Raw genomic sequence first — 16,483 nt, 5'->3', positions numbered from 1 at the left:
AGTACTTATCCCGGCTTATTTTCTATTCTCCGGGATTAGTACCTTACTCAGGAAATGAAATTTAAATCGTAACGCTAATTTTACCAGCAAGGTACTCATCCCTCTCATCGGGGTTAGACTGAAAGATACTGATATGAACGACACCAATACAACAGCAACACGAAACAGCGCCCTGCTTGACAGTAAATACTGGGAATTCTTTGTTCCTACCATCCTCATGGCCATGACCCTCACCATGTCTATTGTGGTGGACAGCATCATCGTCGGCAATATGCTTGGCGCCGACGCGCTGGCCGCCGTCAACCTCGTCATGCCCCTGATAATGTCCTACAACACAGTGGCGGTCTGTCTAGGTCTGGGCGCAGCAACTCTTATTTCCATCGCCAAGGGCAGGCGGGATCCAGACTATGCAAACAGCGTCTTTACCACCGTATTGTTTTTTCTGGCCCTTATCAGCCTATTGCTCCTGGCCTGCCAGGTGACATTCATCGACCAGATAAACCAGCTATTAACCCGGGAACCATCCCTACGCCCTCTGGTGAAATCCTACGTGCACGTCCTCATGTATGGCACGCCACTTATCGTCATTGTACCTGGACTGGCCTACTGCCTCCGCGTGGATGGACAGGTAAAACTCGCCTCCACTGTTTTGATTGTCGCAAACCTTGTTAACTTAGCCCTTGATCTTGTTTACATGGGACCATTCAATATGGGGATTGCCGGCTCATCTCTTGCAACAGTATCCGGATACTTCATCGGCGCGCTCTGCCTGTTGCCATATGTTTTTAGCAAAACAAGAACCTTGCATTTTGTCCCAGGCGCCCTCACCCACATGTCCGAATTACTGAGTCAACTCGGTACCATCGTAAAAACCGGTTTTCCTGCCGCCATGGGTTCCATCCTGATCACATTCAAAATACTCTCCATCAACCATATCGTTTTGGCTGTGGCAGACAAATCCGGGATGGTGGCCTTTTCTGTCTGTATATCCTGCCTCTCCTTTGTCTCCATGTTCATATCCGGTGCGGCCCAGGCGATGACACCCATCGTCGGTGTGCTCTATGGAGAAAAAGATTACACAGGGGTTCGTTTCATTGTCAGGCGTGCCTTCATCACCCTTATGATTGCCAGCATCGCGGCAACACTGTTGTTAGAAATTTTCCCCGCCCAGATTCTGGAGATCTTTGGCGTCCGTGACACGGCGGACATCGCTCTCGGCATCCCCGCCATCCGTATTTTTTCCCTTAGCCTCATCGGGACCAGTACCACATTTCTTTCCATGTACTATTACATGACCATTGGTCGTACCAAACTATCCACAGCTATTGCCATAGTGCAGGGAGCGGCGGTGGTCCCCATCGCCCTTGTCTTATCATCGGTTATGAACATTTCCGGTGTCTGGATCGCATTTTCTCTGGCAGAAATAGTGACGATTCTCATGATCGTAGTTTCTTACCTGTTTTTAACACAAAAGAACCCGCAGAAATATACATCTCCACTCCTGCTCGACAAGGAGCAACTTCCAAAGGGACCAGGCATGGAAACGACCTCTCGAGGAGATAACTTCGAAGAGACACTCCAGATGCTGGATGAGTTTCTGGGCTCCCTTGAAAATAAGTACGGAATTCCAGTTACCGTTCAAAAGACAATTGGGGAGACCACGGCTGTCTGCCTTAAACACCTATTCGGCCAAGAGGAGATCGGCTACGTGGATATAACGCTGGCTGTATTTGAAGACAACATCATCCTAACCATGCGTGATAAGGGCAAACATTCCACCCTCACAGGTAATGCAGAACTTACCAGGTTGCTTGGAAAAACCTGCGAGATACAGCACTCCCAAGCCATTGGCTTTAACAACTATACACTCACGTTTGATATTACGTAAGAATAGCAACTATTGTAACCATCACTGCAAACAAAACTATACAGATAGATACAGATGAGGATATAGATGAAAACTATCACCCCCCAGGAAGCACTCAGCTTAGTACATGATGCCAACTCTCTTTCTCGAGAAGCCATTGGTGCACTCCAAAAGGAACGCTTAGCCGCCATCGTGGATCATGCCCGTAAACATTCCGCTTTCTATCAGGAAAAATACGCACACCTTAGAGACAACCCTTCTCTTTCCGAGTTACCGCCCGTCAGCAAGCAGGAGTTAACCGCTCGGATGCAGGATTGGGTCACTGATCCCGATTTTTCCGAAGAGGCATTAGTGAGCTTTATCCGCGATATGGGAACATTGGGTCACCTGTTTATGGACAAATACAGTGTATCCACAACATCAGGCACCACCGGCGAACCGCTGCGGATGCTGCGTGACAGTCGCCATGTCAATATCAATGGCGCACTCCTCATGGACCGCCTCTACAAGAGCCCCTTGCTTAAGAATTTTCCGGAAATACTGGATAACAAGGTAAAATTTGCAAGCGTATTGGCAACAGGCGGCCACCACGCCGCCTTCACCGCTTTTGAAAAACGCAGGACAGCACTGGAGAAAGAAGGCATAACCGGAACCATGCTGTTGCTGTCCATCGGTCAACCGGTTGAAGATATGGTGGCACGCCTCAACGACTTCCAGCCTGAAGTCATCACCGGCTATCCCTCATTCCTGCGAGTCCTTGCTGGTGAACAGCAGGAAGGCAGACTGAATATTGCACCAAAGATCATCCTGTGTAGCGCGGAACAGCTCACAGATGAGACGCGACTCTTAATCGAAGACCGATTTTCCTGCCCGGTGGGCAACGTCTTCTGCAGCACCGAGGGCGGTGAGGTTTCCATCCTCTGCGACCACGGGCACATGCACCTTAATTCCGACTGGATCATCGTAGAACCCATTGACAGTAATGGTAATCCTGTACCAACCGGCACCATGTCCGATGCCATCCTCGTCACCAATCTGATGAACGCGGTGCAACCAATAATCCGCTATCATGTGGATGACTGCGTCATCCTCCATGACACCCCGTGCGACTGTGGATTACCCTTCCCTTACGTAGATATTCTAGGCAGAACCGACGACATGCCGTCGTTTAACGGCGAAAAAGGAAGAGTCCGCCTTTCTCCCATCGTCTTTCTCAATGCAGTTTGTGATATCGAAGGTGTCTCTATCTTCCAATTCATCCAGCCCAATCCGGAGACACTGGTTATGCGGGTACAATATTTAAAAGACGTCAATCCGGATGCTGTTAATCGTCAGATTATCCAGGAGGTCCAGAAACAGTTAGTCAATCACGGCCTTATGAACGTGACCTTCTCCATCGAAGAAGAGGAGCCTCGAAGGGCTGTCAGGGGCAAGAAGATGAAGGCCTACATTAAAGATTTCCCTGGATAACTGGACGTTTAGCCATAAACAAACATATGAACACACATCACCCAACTATACAAAAACACAGCTCTGCCAGAACATTATCCTTTCTGCTACTACTGCTGTCCTTCTTCTTTGCCAGTGATGCCAGCGCCGTTGAGGTTAAAACTGTCCGACTGGCCCTGCAATGGTATCCACAAACCCAGTTCGCTGGATATTACATGGCAAAGGAAAAAGGCTTTTATACTGATAATGGTCTCAATGTGGAAATTCTCCACGGTGATGCCGACAGCGACTCTATCGATAGGGTAATCTCAGGTCAAGCGGAATTTGGTACCACCTTTCTCTCCACAGCTATGGAGCGGTGGTCAAAAGGTGCGCCACTCGTCAATATAGCTCAAATCGTGCACCGTTCCGCCCTTATGCTCGTGGCACGTAAAGATTCCGGCATAAAAACCATCAGTGATTTGGAAGGAGCCAGGATTGGCACCTGGGGTACTACCTTCCAGCTGCAACCCGAATCCCTTTTCCTCAGGGAAAACTTGCATGTAACCTTTGTTCGCCAATCCCCGTCTTTTGAACTTTTCATGCGCGGCGGACTCGATGCGACCCTTGCCATGTGGTACAACGAATATCATCAACTCATCGCCTATGGCTTAAACCCGGAGGAGATGACAACCTTCCTATTCAGTGACCTGAATCTTAATCAACCCGAAGACGGTATTTACTGCCTTGAATCCACCCTGAAAAATTCACCTGATACCGCTGCAGCTCTGGTTCGCGCATCTGTTCGAGGGTGGGAATACGCCTTCGATCACCCTAAGGAGACAGTCGAGACCCTCCTTAACATTATGAAAGAGCAAAGAGTCCGGGCAAACAAAGCCCACCAGACCTGGATGCTGGCACGTATGCAAGACATCATCCAGGTCGGAAAACAGTCCCAACTGACAACAGTTCTAAACCCTGTTGACTTTGACAGCACCAAAATTGAACTCTTACGTACCGGTGTCATAACTACCAATATTCCCTATAACGATTTCTACAAAGAGCCCAGACAATGAGACGCCCCTCGCACACAAAACAATACCCATGGATAAGAATCTCGAAGACCTATTACTACCTGGTGCTCTATGCAGCCATATAATATCAAAAAGAATTCCCTATTTTCTGGTTATTTATTACAGAGATTCAATGGCAAGGTACTCAACGGCATAGGTTTTCGACTGGCATCCCTGACACTACTCGCTGCCACATTGATCCTGACGGCCATCGTCGGATACAATTACTCGGTCTCGCGGGAGATGATCGTCTCGTTAGCCGAAGAACGGGGTACACTGCTTGCAGCTTCGACGGCCCAGAACATTTCCGGCGTTTTCAAAGCTGTACAGAAAGTGATGAATACCATCTCTTTTTCCCTGGAAGACGGAGGATTGACAACAAGACAGGTCAACGAGCTGGGCCACCGAGTGTTAATCGACAATCCCGAGATTTATGGGTCAGCAATTGCCTTTGAACCATATGGGTTTCAAAGTGACAGTAAATACTATGCGCCGTATCATTACCGTTCCGGCAACGACATCATTTTTTCCCGGCTAGGCGGAGAAGATTATCAGTATTTTTTCATGGACTGGTACCAACTTCCAAGCGAACTTCAGCATCCGATCTGGACTGAACCATATTACGACAATGCCGGAGACTATGAACTGATGACCACCTATGCTGTTCCTTTCTACCGGATACAGGAGGAGCATAAGGTACATAAGGCGCTTAAGGGTGTCGTGACTGCAGATATTTCGCTTAGCTGGGTGCAGGAGCTCATCGCAGGCCTCAGCAGTCAGGAATCCGGCTACGTTTTCATGCTTTCCCGTTATGGCACCTTCATCGCTCACCCAAATACCAACCTTGTCATGAATGAGACAATCTTTACTGCGGCTGAAAGCTTGGAGCGTCAGCAGTTACGTGAAGTTGGCCGCAGGATGGTGGCAGGAGAATCCGGTGTAGTGGAGTTGCAAGATATGCCACTTACAGGGGACAGTTTCCTCTACTTCTCCCCGCTCTCGGAGCAGCAATGGTCCATCGGCGTAGTCTTTCCCAAAAAGGAGATCATGGCCGACGTCTCGCGGCTAAACAGAGAGGTGGCAACGCTGGGACTTCTCGGCTTTATTGTACTGGTACTGCTCATCACCTATCTCGCAACCCGAATAACCCATCCTCTTCGGAAACTCACTGAATCTGCCAACGATATGGCATCTGGCAACCTTGAAGCTGAGCTACCCGAAACCACCTCAAAGGATGAAGTGGGTGAACTCACCAATGCCTTCCAAACCATGCGAGACAGTATCAACAGCTACATCTCCAATCTTACAGAGACCACTGCCGCCAAGGAGCGCATTGAGTCGGAGTTGCGCATTGCCCATGATATACAAATGGGTATCCTGCCAAAACTCTTTCCAGCCTTCCCAGAGCGTAAAGAATTCGATATCCACGCATCTATCGAACCCGCAAAAGAAGTTGGAGGTGACCTGTATGATTTTTTCTTTGTAGATGAAAAGAACTTTTGTTTTCTCGTAGGCGACGTTTCAGGCAAAGGTGTACCTGCTGCTTTTTTTATGGCTGTGACCAAAACATTGCTCAAGGTGGTGGCTGAACGAACTCTCGATCCTGGCGAGGTCTTAGCCAAGGTGAACAATGATCTTGCTGAGGATAATGAATCCTGTATGTTTGTAACACTCTTTCTGGCGGTTATGGATATCACCACTGGAGAGGTTCGTTATGCCAGTGCTGGGCACAACCCGCCTCTGCTCATGGCCAAGGGCAAAGATGCTGAGTGGATTCCACCGCTGAATGAACTGGTTGCGGGCGTAATGGAAGACACCAGCTACACCACAAAATCCATGACAATATCGCCAGGAGACACCCTGTTCATCTATACAGACGGAGTCACCGAGGCTATGGACAGTAACCAGGAACTCTATTCCGAAGAACGATTAGTGGAGGTAATGAACGGGTGTAAGGGAAAATCTGCCAAACAGATCATCGCTACTGTTGAAGATGCTCTAAAAGAGTTTACAGGTGGAGCCGAACAATCAGACGACATAACTATGCTTGCCATGCAATACCTTGGCAACAACAATAAATCATAAGGAAATAAAAATGAATATTCTGTGCCAGAAAAAAGGAACTGGAACCCTGTTACAGGTAAACGGCCGCATGGATGCCGTAACTGCTCCTGCCTTTGAAAAGGACTTTATACAGGTTATAGAAGGTGGTGAAAAAATGGTTGTGGTAGATCTTGCCGAGCTTGAATACATCAGCTCCGCAGGGCTCCGAAGTATTCTCTCCTCAGCTAAAAAAGCTAAAAAGGCAGGCTGCACCATGCAGTTTTGTGGTCTAAGTGGCATGGTACAGGAGGTCTTTCAAGTATCAGGTCTGGGCACCATGTTCACCGTAACCGCCACAGCTGAAGAGGCTTTCGGAGCCTAATGCAAGAAACCGATGGGCACCTCAGTATTAATGCGGACTTTGATAACCTCGCACCTGTGAAATCCTTTGTCCACCGTCAGGCTAAGGATCTCATGGCACCTGAGTTGCTCTTGGCAAAACTTGAGCTGGTGGTGGAAGAGATTTTCCTCAACATTGTCAATCACTCCCGCCCAGCGCCTAAGACATCTGTTAATATCAGCTGCTCAAAGCAAAGTGTTGGAGAAGCAGCTGATGAGATGCTCTGCATTTGTGTGCAAGACTGGGGTGCGCCCTTCAACCCCTTGGCAAACGATTCACCTGCGCTTGAAGAGGATGTGGAGTCTCGTCCCATAGGAGGTCTTGGAATCTTTCTGGTTATTCAAATGGCTGATCATTGCAGTTATAGAAGAGAGGAAGACAGTAATATTTTTTCAGCCTGCTTTCACATGGATATCTAAAATCATTGAAGTGAAGAGTAGAAAGGTACGTTCCGACACACTTGAATACATGGGCAGAGATGGTTTTCCGCCAGCGATCATCATCAAGGTTACATGGTTTTATTAGATGCCGAGCATTCCATTCAATAGTTGACAGAACTAACATCTGCAGTGCATGCAAAGGGAACAAAAATCGTTGCCCAAATGAGCTACACATCTTCTCAGATGTTTGCTGTTGCCAAAAGACCTGTATTACTCGGACTTTGCAGAGGATAAAAGAAAGGTGAGCAGTAATACAGGATCCATTTTGAACTCATAGGATAGGCAGTATCGGAAGATTGGAATGGTCCTTCTCCTCTGAGAAAAGGACCATTAGTGCCAAGGCTATTTAGCTGGTATTTCTCTTGGGTCAGTCATGTTCTCAGGCTTCAGTATTTCATCAAGATCATCTTTGGATAGAAGCCCTTTTTGAAGTACCAACTCGTAGACACCACCGCCGGTTTTGAGAGCTTCCTTAGCTATTAATGCTGATTGCTCATAACCGATAATTGGGACAAGCGCTGTGACAAGACCAATACTGTTTTCCACATAACTACGACAAACATCTCGATTGGCCTGGATGTCAACAATGCAGCGGGATGCCAACGTAACACAGGCATTTTTAAGAATCATCATCCCGTGCAAGAGGTCATATGCAATGATTGGTTCTGCCATGCACAACTCAAATTCGCTTGCCTCAGCTGCCATGGATACAACTGCATCGTATCCCATTACCTGATAGCAGACCTGATTTACAAGCTCAGGAATAACAGGGTTAACTTTACCAGGCATAATCGATGAACCAGGCTGCATTGCCGGCAAATTAATTTCGTTGAGTCCACATCGAGGACCCGAAGACATCCACCTTAAATCATTGCATATTTTTGAAATCTGAACAGCAGCTCTTTTAAGCGTTGTGGACATCCCCACAAAGATACCAGCATTTTGAGTAGCCTCCACAAGGTTCTTGGCCCTCCGTAGCTCGAACCCAGAAACTTCAGAAAGCTTCTTCGTTACCAGATTCGCATAACCTCCAGGACTGTTTATACCTGTTCCAATCGCAGTAGCTCCCATATTTATGTCAAGAAACTCATACGTAGCCCTCTCCAGTGCTTTTATTGCACTATCGATCATTACTGAGTAAGCACTGAATTCCTGTCCGAGTGTCATTGGTACAGCATCCTGATTTTCCGTACGGCCCATTTTTAAAACATCAGAGAACTCATCAGCCTTTTTCTCAAGAGCCTCTTTCAACTCTTCCATCGCCCGCACAAGATTTCGGTTCGACAAGAGAACAGACAGCTTGATTGCTGTGGGGTAGGCGTCATTGGTTGACTGGGAACAGTTAACATGATCGTTTGGATGAAGATGTTCGTACTCTCCTTTGTTAAAGCCCATCAATTCAAGACCGCGGTTCGCAATAACCTCGTTGGCATTCATGTTCGTAGAGGTTCCAGCACCGCCCTGGAACATATCTACAGTGAAGTGGTCGTGTAGTTTTCCCTCAAGGAGTTCGTCACAGGCTTTGCATATTGCATCACTTTTACCATCATCAAGAGTACCCAGTTCATTGTTTGTCAGGGCTGCTGCTTTCTTTACCATAGCAAGCCCTTCAATCAAATGATCAAAATTACTAATATAAACACCTGATATCGGGAAGTTCTCCATGGCTCGCTGGGTTTGGACCCCATAATATACATGATCCGAGAGTTCTCTCTGTCCAAGAGAATCGTGCTCAAGACGAAAACCGCTTACGGTAACATTTGAATTGGTACGACTGCGGTACAACTCCTTGGAGAGTACCCGCAATCGTCTATTAATACCGACCGCAACTCGTGACACTATGCGGTAAAATAATTCAGGATGGCTCTCGCGATATAACTCAATTTTTTCTGCAGAAATTTGCCAGATAGTTGCACCATTTCTGGTGTACCCACCATTACTGTGAGAATCGCCTTCAAGAAAGGCACCTTCACTAATCAGAGCACCGGCAATCATTGTACCGACATGCCGTGATGCCCCGTGCAATCCACGGACTAACTCCACATCACCTTCTAAAATGATGCCTGCCCACTTCCGAGGAGTTGATTCCTGAAAAAGCCACTCGTTCGGTTTATAGGTGCACTGTTCACCTTCTGCTAAAAAGGCTGAGAGATCATCAGCGTCAATTCCGGACGCTTTTGCTGCTTTATTTATTATACTTTGTTCAATTTTCATAACATTACCTCTATGGGTTCGATTTAAAGAATGAGCGCCCCAAATACAAAACCAAATATGACTGCGGCTGCTATAGTCACCGTACCTGGAATCAGAAAGGGATGATCAAATACATATTTTCCAATACGAGTCGATCCTGTGTCATCAAATTCAACTGCAGCCAGTAAGGATGGATATGTCGGCAGAACAAACAGGGCACTCACTGCAGCAAAGGCTGCTATTGCTGCCGTCGGACTAACTCCGAGAGCAAGAGCTGCAGGCATGAGTGCTTTTGCCGTTGCCGCTTGCGAGTAGAGCAGCATCGAGGCAAAGAACAAAATAACTGCCAACATCCAAGGTTTTGACGTCAGCAGGTTACCGGCAAAAACATTGATTTCTTCAAGATGTGCAGTCACAAATGTAGTACCCAGCCAGGCAACACCAAGCACACAGATACATGCACTCATTCCGGATTTGAACGTCGGTGCATTGAGAATGTTTTTCGACTCAACTTTACAAAAGAATGTGATCAAGGTCGCTGCAGCTAGCATAAATGAAATAATTGCATGATCCCGAGCAAGGACCGGCTCCTTGATAAGGCCAACTGTATCACTGATGGCAGTGGCATAAAAAACGACACAGACAATTGCCACGGCAAAAATCATAACTGATCGCTTTGCTTCGGGTGGTAACTGATGTTCTCCCTTTTCTTCCGGAGCTAAAGAAACCAACCCCTTGCTCAAACGATCCTGATAAATTGGATCATCTTTAAGATCTTTACCCATAAAATTGGCAACAACTGCACCAACCATCACCGCAAGAAAACTGCTGGGTATGGTAATCATAAGCAGTTGAACATAATCAACACCAACCTTCTCCAACTCCCCTGAGAAAAAGACTACTGCTGCTGATATTGGTGAGGCTGTAATTGCTATCTGCGATGCAACGGTTGCAATGGAAAGAGGTCTTGAAGGGCGAACACCTTCACGTTTTGCCACTTCTGCGATCACCGGCAGGGTAGAAAATGCTGTATGGCCGGTACCTGCAAACAGGGTCATGAAATAGGTAACAACAGGTGCAAGGAAGGTAATGTATTTTGGATTACTTTTTAATATTTTTTCCGCAATTTGTACCAGGTAGTCGAGCCCTCCTGCTTCTTGCATCGCTGCTATTGCTGCAATAACTCCCATTATGATTAGGATGACATCTGTCGGAATGGAACCAGGCTCCAGGCCAAAAACAAAACCAAGTACCAGTACACCAAACCCTCCAGCAAAACCAATTCCTATGCTTCCCAGCCTCGCACCAAGCCAGATAAAAAACAATACAACCAGCAATTCCACGATCCACATTGCTCATCTCCTTTTATTAAATTGCTCACCCATAAATGGTAAGAAAGACCGGACAAATGCTTCGAAGGTCTCACTACGGTCGCTATCTGGTGCTAGCTATAAGAGTACGATTTCGAATCCATTTCCTGATTTCATGTTTTTTATTACAGCTTTTAAGGGGTAAAACACTAAACTAAAATTCTTTATGGCAGTTGATAACTGCCACTCAGTTCATTAGCATAACCGCCTATATTATTTTTATTGTTAATAGAGTGAGCAGACATTGAGGACCATTGGAACATAACGGATCCACTTATTCCTTTTGCCGCTTTATTCCCACCAACAATCGTCCCTGTCACATTATTTCCTTCGGAGAGCTGATCACCCTCAAGTGTGAGATAAATTTCCTGCCCATTCAGACTTCTCCAGACACAGCGTAGTTCACTACCTGTCGCTGTGTCGGCAAGTCCTATACATTCTGACCAATAGTCGGATTCTTTTCCAACTTGGTTTTTCAAATTAACATGTCCGGATAATTTGAAGATTGCTGTCTCCCGGCTTTCATCAAAGGACAAAACATCTTTTGAGCCATTGGCTACCCAGGTACCGGTAAATCTCCCTGACTCAGCACTTTTCCCAGAGCTAACCACACTGCCTGGAATAATAAAAAACAGGTTGGCACAAACAGTAAATACGAGCAATACTATATCTTTTCTCCCCATAGCGTCCCTTCCTTTGTCTAGAGATATTTTTGTAAGTTCTTACATGGATAATGTTCTGCAAGTTTGCACTGGAATCGTAGTATCTAAATTATGAAAATACTGCTGAGACAATCCCTGGGCTGCCCACTAATTATAATTCAATCCCACTTGGACATGTCTATCTGGTTCTCACTTTTTGCCACAAGACATGTAACGGTAAGATCTCCAGTAACATTCGTTATGGTTCTACCCATATCGAGCAACGCATCAATCCCAAATATCATCGCATATGCCATTGCTACCTTGGTACCAGGTTCAACACTCAATCCTACAGAGTTGAGAACCATCATCAGCATAATTGCACCGGCACCCGGAACTCCAGCTGTTCCAATTGAAGCAAGGACAGCAGTCGCAATAATTGTCATCTGCTGATTAAAAGCCAGTGGAGAGTCTATGGCAAAACCGACAAAGATAGCGCAGACTCCTTGATAGATAGCCGTCCCGTCCATATTAATAGTTGCACCTAAAGGCAGTGAGAAAGAGTAAACCCCTTTGTCTACACCCATTTCGTTTTCCGCAATATCCATACTTACGGGCAGAGTACCGCTACTGGATCTGGTAACAAAGGCTGTAAGCATTGCTTCTTTTGCTTTTTTGAAGAATTTCACAGGGCTCAATTTGACGATCAACAACATGCCACCATAAACCAGTATGATATGGAGGAAGAAGGCGAAGTAAACAGCCAGCGTTGTCATTCCAAGAGGTCCAAATGCCTCAGCTCCCTGGTTTCCGAAAACAACTGCAATAAGCGCAAAAACCCCAATAGGAGCATACTGAAGAATCCAGTTAACCATCAGGTACATCACTTCGGCAAAACCTTCAAAAAAGCCGTAAATAACATGCCCTGCATTGTTTATTCGCTCATTCTCACTTTGCTTCAGGTAAGCTATCCCTATTCCGAACAAAAGACAGAAGAAGATGGTTGGGAGAATCTGTCCGGTCGTGATAGCATTAAAAGGATTTACAGGAACCATGTTTACGAGTGTGTCCACTAAGGACAACGGCTCCATAGCTGGCTGGTTTATTGCCTCTGAAGCTGATTCCTTCAGCTCCATTCCTCGTCCTGGTCTGAAAAGATTACCAACGAATAAACCGATACCCACTGCAAAAGCTGTGGTTATTATGTAGATGCCCAGCGCTTTAAGGCCAACACGTCCGAGTTGCGCAGGATGGATTGAGCCGGCCCCTACAATAAGGGTTGAGATAACCACAGGCATAACAATCATTTTGAGCAATTTTACAAAAATATCACCTACAGGGCTTATAATGGCGACCTCCTGACCAAAGGCCAGACCAACAGCAGCACCGAGGATAAGTCCTGCCAGTATTCTATACAGAAGACTTACCTTGAAATACCAGGATAAAATTTTCATAGGATTAGTGATAGTGAGTGGTGAAACCAAGTTAACTAATGGTTTATCAACGGTTTATTATCACACCAAATGTAGTGGAATATTCCAGATTCTGCAATAGTTAGTTAGAGATATGGTTGAAAAAGAAGACTCAAGATAATTGTATGATGGTACACCGTTTTTTGAACTCAATTAACCTTCATGTATTGGTTATTTAAATTTGAGGTGTTTTCGTGGAAAGTGTTGCTATCAAAACTGCCTCACTTAAGAGGATGGCAATAGGGTATTAAAACGAACAGGTTAGCCTGCATATTTCATGAGAGGGCTACGAGCAAATTCTGTGGACCTTAAACAGAGGCGACGCATGCTTTCTAAAATCTCATAAGCAATACTGGAGAGAAGAAGGAAAAATTGCTGTTCTTTGATTCTGTTCTCCATATCTCCACAGGCACAATACACCAAGAGACTACGTACATATAACAACTATGCAGCTTGTTGAACTTCTCAATGAGACTGTCAGCCAAGTGCAGGATGTCAGTCTGCCGTTCGCGCAATAGTAGAAGGCTGAGTTGAAATACTTTCAAGCGGTAGTAGAGGTCATCTCTGAATAAATTATTTTTGATCAGGCCATAAAGATCCTATTTTGTAGCGGCAATGATATGTACATCGGTCGCGATGATTTTTGAACTTCCTACCCGTTCGATTGCACGCTCCTGAATGGCTCGGAGAAGTTTGACCTGAATATCGATGGATAGTGTACCTCCTTATGCCATCTCATAACGACCGAGTCGATCTTCTGATGCTCCAGTAAATGTACCTTTTTCGTTTCCATTAGAGAGAACCTTCGTGAGTTATCAAACAACATTAAAAGTTACTTTAGGCCACACCACAACAAATGTAATTTCACAGAGGACAACAATACTTCAAGGATTTCATAGCGTGCATCTTATAATATTTCAGTATTTTTTCATACTGTGAGCAACGCATCACTCACACCCACATAACGAGACTTTAAGTATACGTTTTCATATATTTAAAATACATAAATAACACATTCCGATCTATCTACATAGCTTCTCCACTATCCTTAATATTACTATTATGGTTTTTTATTTTTAGTAATTTATTTATTTGACATGTTATATTGAATGCCTATTTTAACAAGAGATAAGCCAATGGGGCAAAAATAAAATGCAAAGCTTTCCCTCATAAGTACAATCTCCCAGTATGTCGTTAAGTACATTGGGAGGGGATGTTTTTACAACGGTATCAATCTTTTCACAAATCAGGGGAAAACAGGCATTAAGCAGAGGTTACCAGCACCATAGTTTGAGTAACCAACATAACGTTTGAGGAGAAAAGTAATGAGTAAAATTATCGGAATAGACCTAGGTACCACAAACTCATGTGTGGCGATTATGGAGGGGGGCGAACCAAAAGTAGTAACTAACGTAGAAGGAAACAGAACGACCCCATCAATTGTTGCCTTTACTGATAATGAAGAGAGACTCGTTGGCCAGGTAGCCAAGCGGCAGGCCGTAACCAACCCAACACGCACACTCTATGCGATAAAACGACTCATCGGGCGAAAGTTTACCGACGCAGAGGTAAAACGTTCAATCGAGGTCAGTCCGTTTAAAATTGTCGAAGGTACAAACGGTAGCGTATCTGTGGATGTTGATGGCAAAGTGTATCGCCCCGCAGAAATTTCGGCAATGATTTTAACAAAGATGAAGCAGACTGTTGAAGAGTACTTAGGAGAGGAAGTTACAGATGCTATTGTCACTGTTCCTGCATATTTCAACGACTCCCAGCGGCAAGCTACAAAAGATGCAGGTAAGATTGCAGGACTTAACATCTTGCGAATCATTAACGAACCAACAGCCGCATCACTTGCTTATGGACTCGACAAGCAGGGTGAGGAAAAAATTGCTGTCTTTGATCTTGGTGGAGGTACCTTTGATGTTTCCATCCTGGAAATCGGAGATGGTGTTTTTGAAGTGAAATCAACCAACGGCGATACATTTCTCGGTGGTGAAGACTTTGACATGCGAATTGTTAATTGGCTGGCCGAAGAATTCAAACGGTTGCAGGGTATTGATCTCAGGTCAGACAAGATGGCTCTTCAAAGATTAAAAGAAGAAGCGGAAAAAGCCAAAATGGAGTTATCCTCCACCAAGGAAACAGACATCAATCTACCGTTTATAACAGCGGACGCAACCGGCCCCAAACACCTCAATCTTAAATTGAGCCGTGCCAAGCTGGAAAGTCTGGTGGAAGACTTGATTGAGCGCACTGTAGGGCCCTGCAAGACTGCCCTTAAAGATGCCAACCTTTCTCCTTCTGATATTGATGAGGTCATATTGGTCGGTGGTATGAGCCGTATGCCGAAGGTGCAGGAAAAGGTAAAAGAAATTTTTGGCAAAGAACCTCACAAGGGGGTTAACCCCGATGAAGTTGTTGCAATTGGTGCTGCGATTCAAGCTGGTGTACTCCAGGGTGATGTGAAAGATGTTCTGTTACTTGATGTTACGCCACTTAGTCTTGGTATTGAGACACTTGGTGGAGTAACTACAAAATTGATTGAAAAGAACACGACAGTACCAACCAAGAAAAGTCAAATTTTCTCGACTGCAGCAGACAATCAGCCGGCTGTATCCATTCATGTGTTACAAGGTGAACGTGAAATAGCCCAGGATAACAAAACCATTGGCCGTTTTGAGTTGACCGACATTCACCCTGCTCCTCGTGGAACACCTCAAATTGAGGTGACCTTTGACCTGGACGCCAATGGAATTCTCAGTGTTGCTGCTAAAGATATGGGGACTGGTAAAGAACAATCAATCAAGATCACAGCCTCTTCTGGCTTGACCAAGGAAGAGATAGAGAGGATGACCAATGATGCGGAACTCCATGCCGAAGAAGATAAAAGACGCAGAGAGTTAATCGAAACACGAAATTCTGCAGATAACCTTGTTCATATTGCTGAAAAAAGTCTCAAAGACCTGGAAGAAGGCATTGATGATACAGTGAAGAGTAATGTAATAATTGAGATCGAAAATGTTAGGAAGGTAAAAGATGGTGATGATCTTGAGGCTATTAAATCGGCAGTTGAGGCTTTAACGCAGGCATCTCATAAGCTAACGAAGTTGCTGAATAAAGCTCAGGCGTCCAATGCTAACGCCACCGCTACTGAGGGCGATGGAACTGGAGCAAAACAGAAGAAAGAAGAGGAAGATGTAGTAGACGCCGAGTTTGAAGAAGTAAGGTAGTTCATATTTGATCTAACAACTACAGTTCTTGAATTTGTGGTTGTTAGATCAAGAAAACTTTGTCCACCTTATTGACCACTGACACAAGCTGGATTTAGCGCACTCTCAGTTGGTTCCGAATTAAATCACGCTTTATTGCTGTTCATTTTCGGCATACGCCTGTATCGCTGTCATCGCAACAGTATTTATCCCATCATACAGCTCAGCATTCTTACCCAGGGCAATGAGTTAGTTGACTTGCTTCGTCGGTAGTGTAGGCAAAAATCTCATGATAATAAACACATAGATAATATTGATGCTTGACAAGATTGATCGTGTTGTCC

12 protein-coding genes are annotated in these 16,483 nt (G+C 45.3%); 7 read left to right on the top strand and 5 right to left on the bottom strand.

The annotated features are described in order from the left end of the window. Positions 1-133 precede the first annotated feature (133 nt). From ACX6CI_RS23095 to ACX6CI_RS23070, 6 genes are all read left to right on the top strand, one after another. Complete coding sequence (locus ACX6CI_RS23095; RefSeq protein ID WP_458776010.1) at positions 134-1,888, top strand: MATE family efflux transporter; 1,755 nt, start codon at positions 134-136, stop codon at positions 1,886-1,888. A gap of 66 nt (positions 1,889-1,954) precedes the next feature. Then, positions 1,955-3,337 carry a phenylacetate--CoA ligase family protein gene (locus ACX6CI_RS23090; RefSeq protein ID WP_458776009.1) on the top strand — a complete coding sequence of 461 codons (1,383 nt, stop codon included), beginning with the start codon at positions 1,955-1,957 and terminating at the stop codon, positions 3,335-3,337. 26 nt (positions 3,338-3,363) lie between these two features. Next, complete coding sequence (locus ACX6CI_RS23085) at positions 3,364-4,371, top strand: ABC transporter substrate-binding protein (RefSeq protein ID WP_458776008.1); 1,008 nt, start codon at positions 3,364-3,366, stop codon at positions 4,369-4,371. A gap of 69 nt (positions 4,372-4,440) precedes the next feature. Beyond that, positions 4,441-6,453 carry a SpoIIE family protein phosphatase gene (locus ACX6CI_RS23080; protein ID WP_458776007.1) on the top strand — a complete coding sequence of 671 codons (2,013 nt, stop codon included), beginning with the start codon at positions 4,441-4,443 and terminating at the stop codon, positions 6,451-6,453. A gap of 10 nt (positions 6,454-6,463) precedes the next feature. After that, complete coding sequence (locus ACX6CI_RS23075; protein ID WP_458776006.1) at positions 6,464-6,793, top strand: STAS domain-containing protein; 330 nt, start codon at positions 6,464-6,466, stop codon at positions 6,791-6,793. After that, on the top strand, positions 6,793-7,230 hold the full coding sequence (locus ACX6CI_RS23070) for an ATP-binding protein (protein ID WP_458776005.1): 438 nt from the start codon (positions 6,793-6,795) through the stop codon (positions 7,228-7,230). Before ACX6CI_RS23075 ends, ACX6CI_RS23070 begins: the two co-directional genes overlap by 1 nt. Positions 7,231-7,593: 363 nt before the next feature. On the opposite strand, the gene aspA is transcribed toward ACX6CI_RS23070, so the two are convergent. The 5 genes from aspA to ACX6CI_RS23045 all read right to left on the bottom strand — a co-directional run bounded on the left by aspA (position 7,594) and on the right by ACX6CI_RS23045 (position 13,637). Next, positions 7,594-9,465, bottom strand: coding sequence for an aspartate ammonia-lyase (aspA, locus tag ACX6CI_RS23065; RefSeq protein WP_458776004.1), 1,872 nt, complete (start codon positions 9,463-9,465; stop codon positions 7,594-7,596). Positions 9,466-9,488: 23 nt separating this feature from the next. Next, on the bottom strand, positions 9,489-10,796 hold the full coding sequence (locus ACX6CI_RS23060; RefSeq protein WP_458776003.1) for an anaerobic C4-dicarboxylate transporter: 1,308 nt from the start codon (positions 10,794-10,796) through the stop codon (positions 9,489-9,491). A gap of 182 nt (positions 10,797-10,978) precedes the next feature. Further along, positions 10,979-11,497 carry a hypothetical protein gene (locus ACX6CI_RS23055; RefSeq protein WP_458776002.1) on the bottom strand — a complete coding sequence of 173 codons (519 nt, stop codon included), beginning with the start codon at positions 11,495-11,497 and terminating at the stop codon, positions 10,979-10,981. 137 nt (positions 11,498-11,634) lie between these two features. Next, the gene (locus tag ACX6CI_RS23050) at positions 11,635-12,909 is read right to left on the bottom strand and encodes a dicarboxylate/amino acid:cation symporter (protein ID WP_458776001.1); all 1,275 of its coding nucleotides are present in this window, start codon (positions 12,907-12,909) and stop codon (positions 11,635-11,637) included. 617 nt (positions 12,910-13,526) lie between these two features. Then, positions 13,527-13,637: a sigma 54-interacting transcriptional regulator gene (locus ACX6CI_RS23045; RefSeq protein ID WP_458778507.1), complete on the bottom strand. Its 111-nt coding sequence runs from the start codon at positions 13,635-13,637 to the stop codon at positions 13,527-13,529. Between the two features lie 615 nt (positions 13,638-14,252). On the opposite strand from ACX6CI_RS23045, the gene dnaK reads away from it, so the two are divergent. Further along, entirely contained in the window at positions 14,253-16,160 is a 1,908-nt protein-coding gene (dnaK, locus tag ACX6CI_RS23040; RefSeq protein WP_458776000.1) for a molecular chaperone DnaK, read from the top strand. The last annotated feature ends 323 nt before the right edge of the window (positions 16,161-16,483 follow it).

Source organism: Desulforhopalus glucosivorans, assembly GCF_054397165.1.
The sequence above is the reverse complement of the archived record's forward strand: the minus strand, read 5'-3'. Positions and strand labels throughout refer to the sequence as shown.

Bases quoted from the DNA above. Each gene is read 5' to 3' on its own strand.
- ACX6CI_RS23085 (WP_458776008.1), top strand. From the start codon at position 3,364: ATGAACACACATCACCCAACTATACAAAAACACAGCTCTGCCAGAACA.
- dnaK (WP_458776000.1), top strand. From the start codon at position 14,253: ATGAGTAAAATTATCGGAATAGACCTAGGTACCACAAACTCATGTGTG.
- aspA (WP_458776004.1), bottom strand. From the start codon at position 9,465: ATGAAAATTGAACAAAGTATAATAAATAAAGCAGCAAAAGCGTCCGGA.
- ACX6CI_RS23050 (WP_458776001.1), bottom strand. From the start codon at position 12,909: ATGAAAATTTTATCCTGGTATTTCAAGGTAAGTCTTCTGTATAGAATA.
- ACX6CI_RS23080 (WP_458776007.1), top strand. From the start codon at position 4,441: ATGCAGCCATATAATATCAAAAAGAATTCCCTATTTTCTGGTTATTTA.
- ACX6CI_RS23055 (WP_458776002.1), bottom strand. From the start codon at position 11,497: ATGGGGAGAAAAGATATAGTATTGCTCGTATTTACTGTTTGTGCCAAC.
- ACX6CI_RS23095 (WP_458776010.1), top strand. From the start codon at position 134: ATGAACGACACCAATACAACAGCAACACGAAACAGCGCCCTGCTTGAC.
- ACX6CI_RS23060 (WP_458776003.1), bottom strand. From the start codon at position 10,796: ATGTGGATCGTGGAATTGCTGGTTGTATTGTTTTTTATCTGGCTTGGT.
- ACX6CI_RS23070 (WP_458776005.1), top strand. From the start codon at position 6,793: ATGCAAGAAACCGATGGGCACCTCAGTATTAATGCGGACTTTGATAAC.
- ACX6CI_RS23090 (WP_458776009.1), top strand. From the start codon at position 1,955: ATGAAAACTATCACCCCCCAGGAAGCACTCAGCTTAGTACATGATGCC.
- ACX6CI_RS23075 (WP_458776006.1), top strand. From the start codon at position 6,464: ATGAATATTCTGTGCCAGAAAAAAGGAACTGGAACCCTGTTACAGGTA.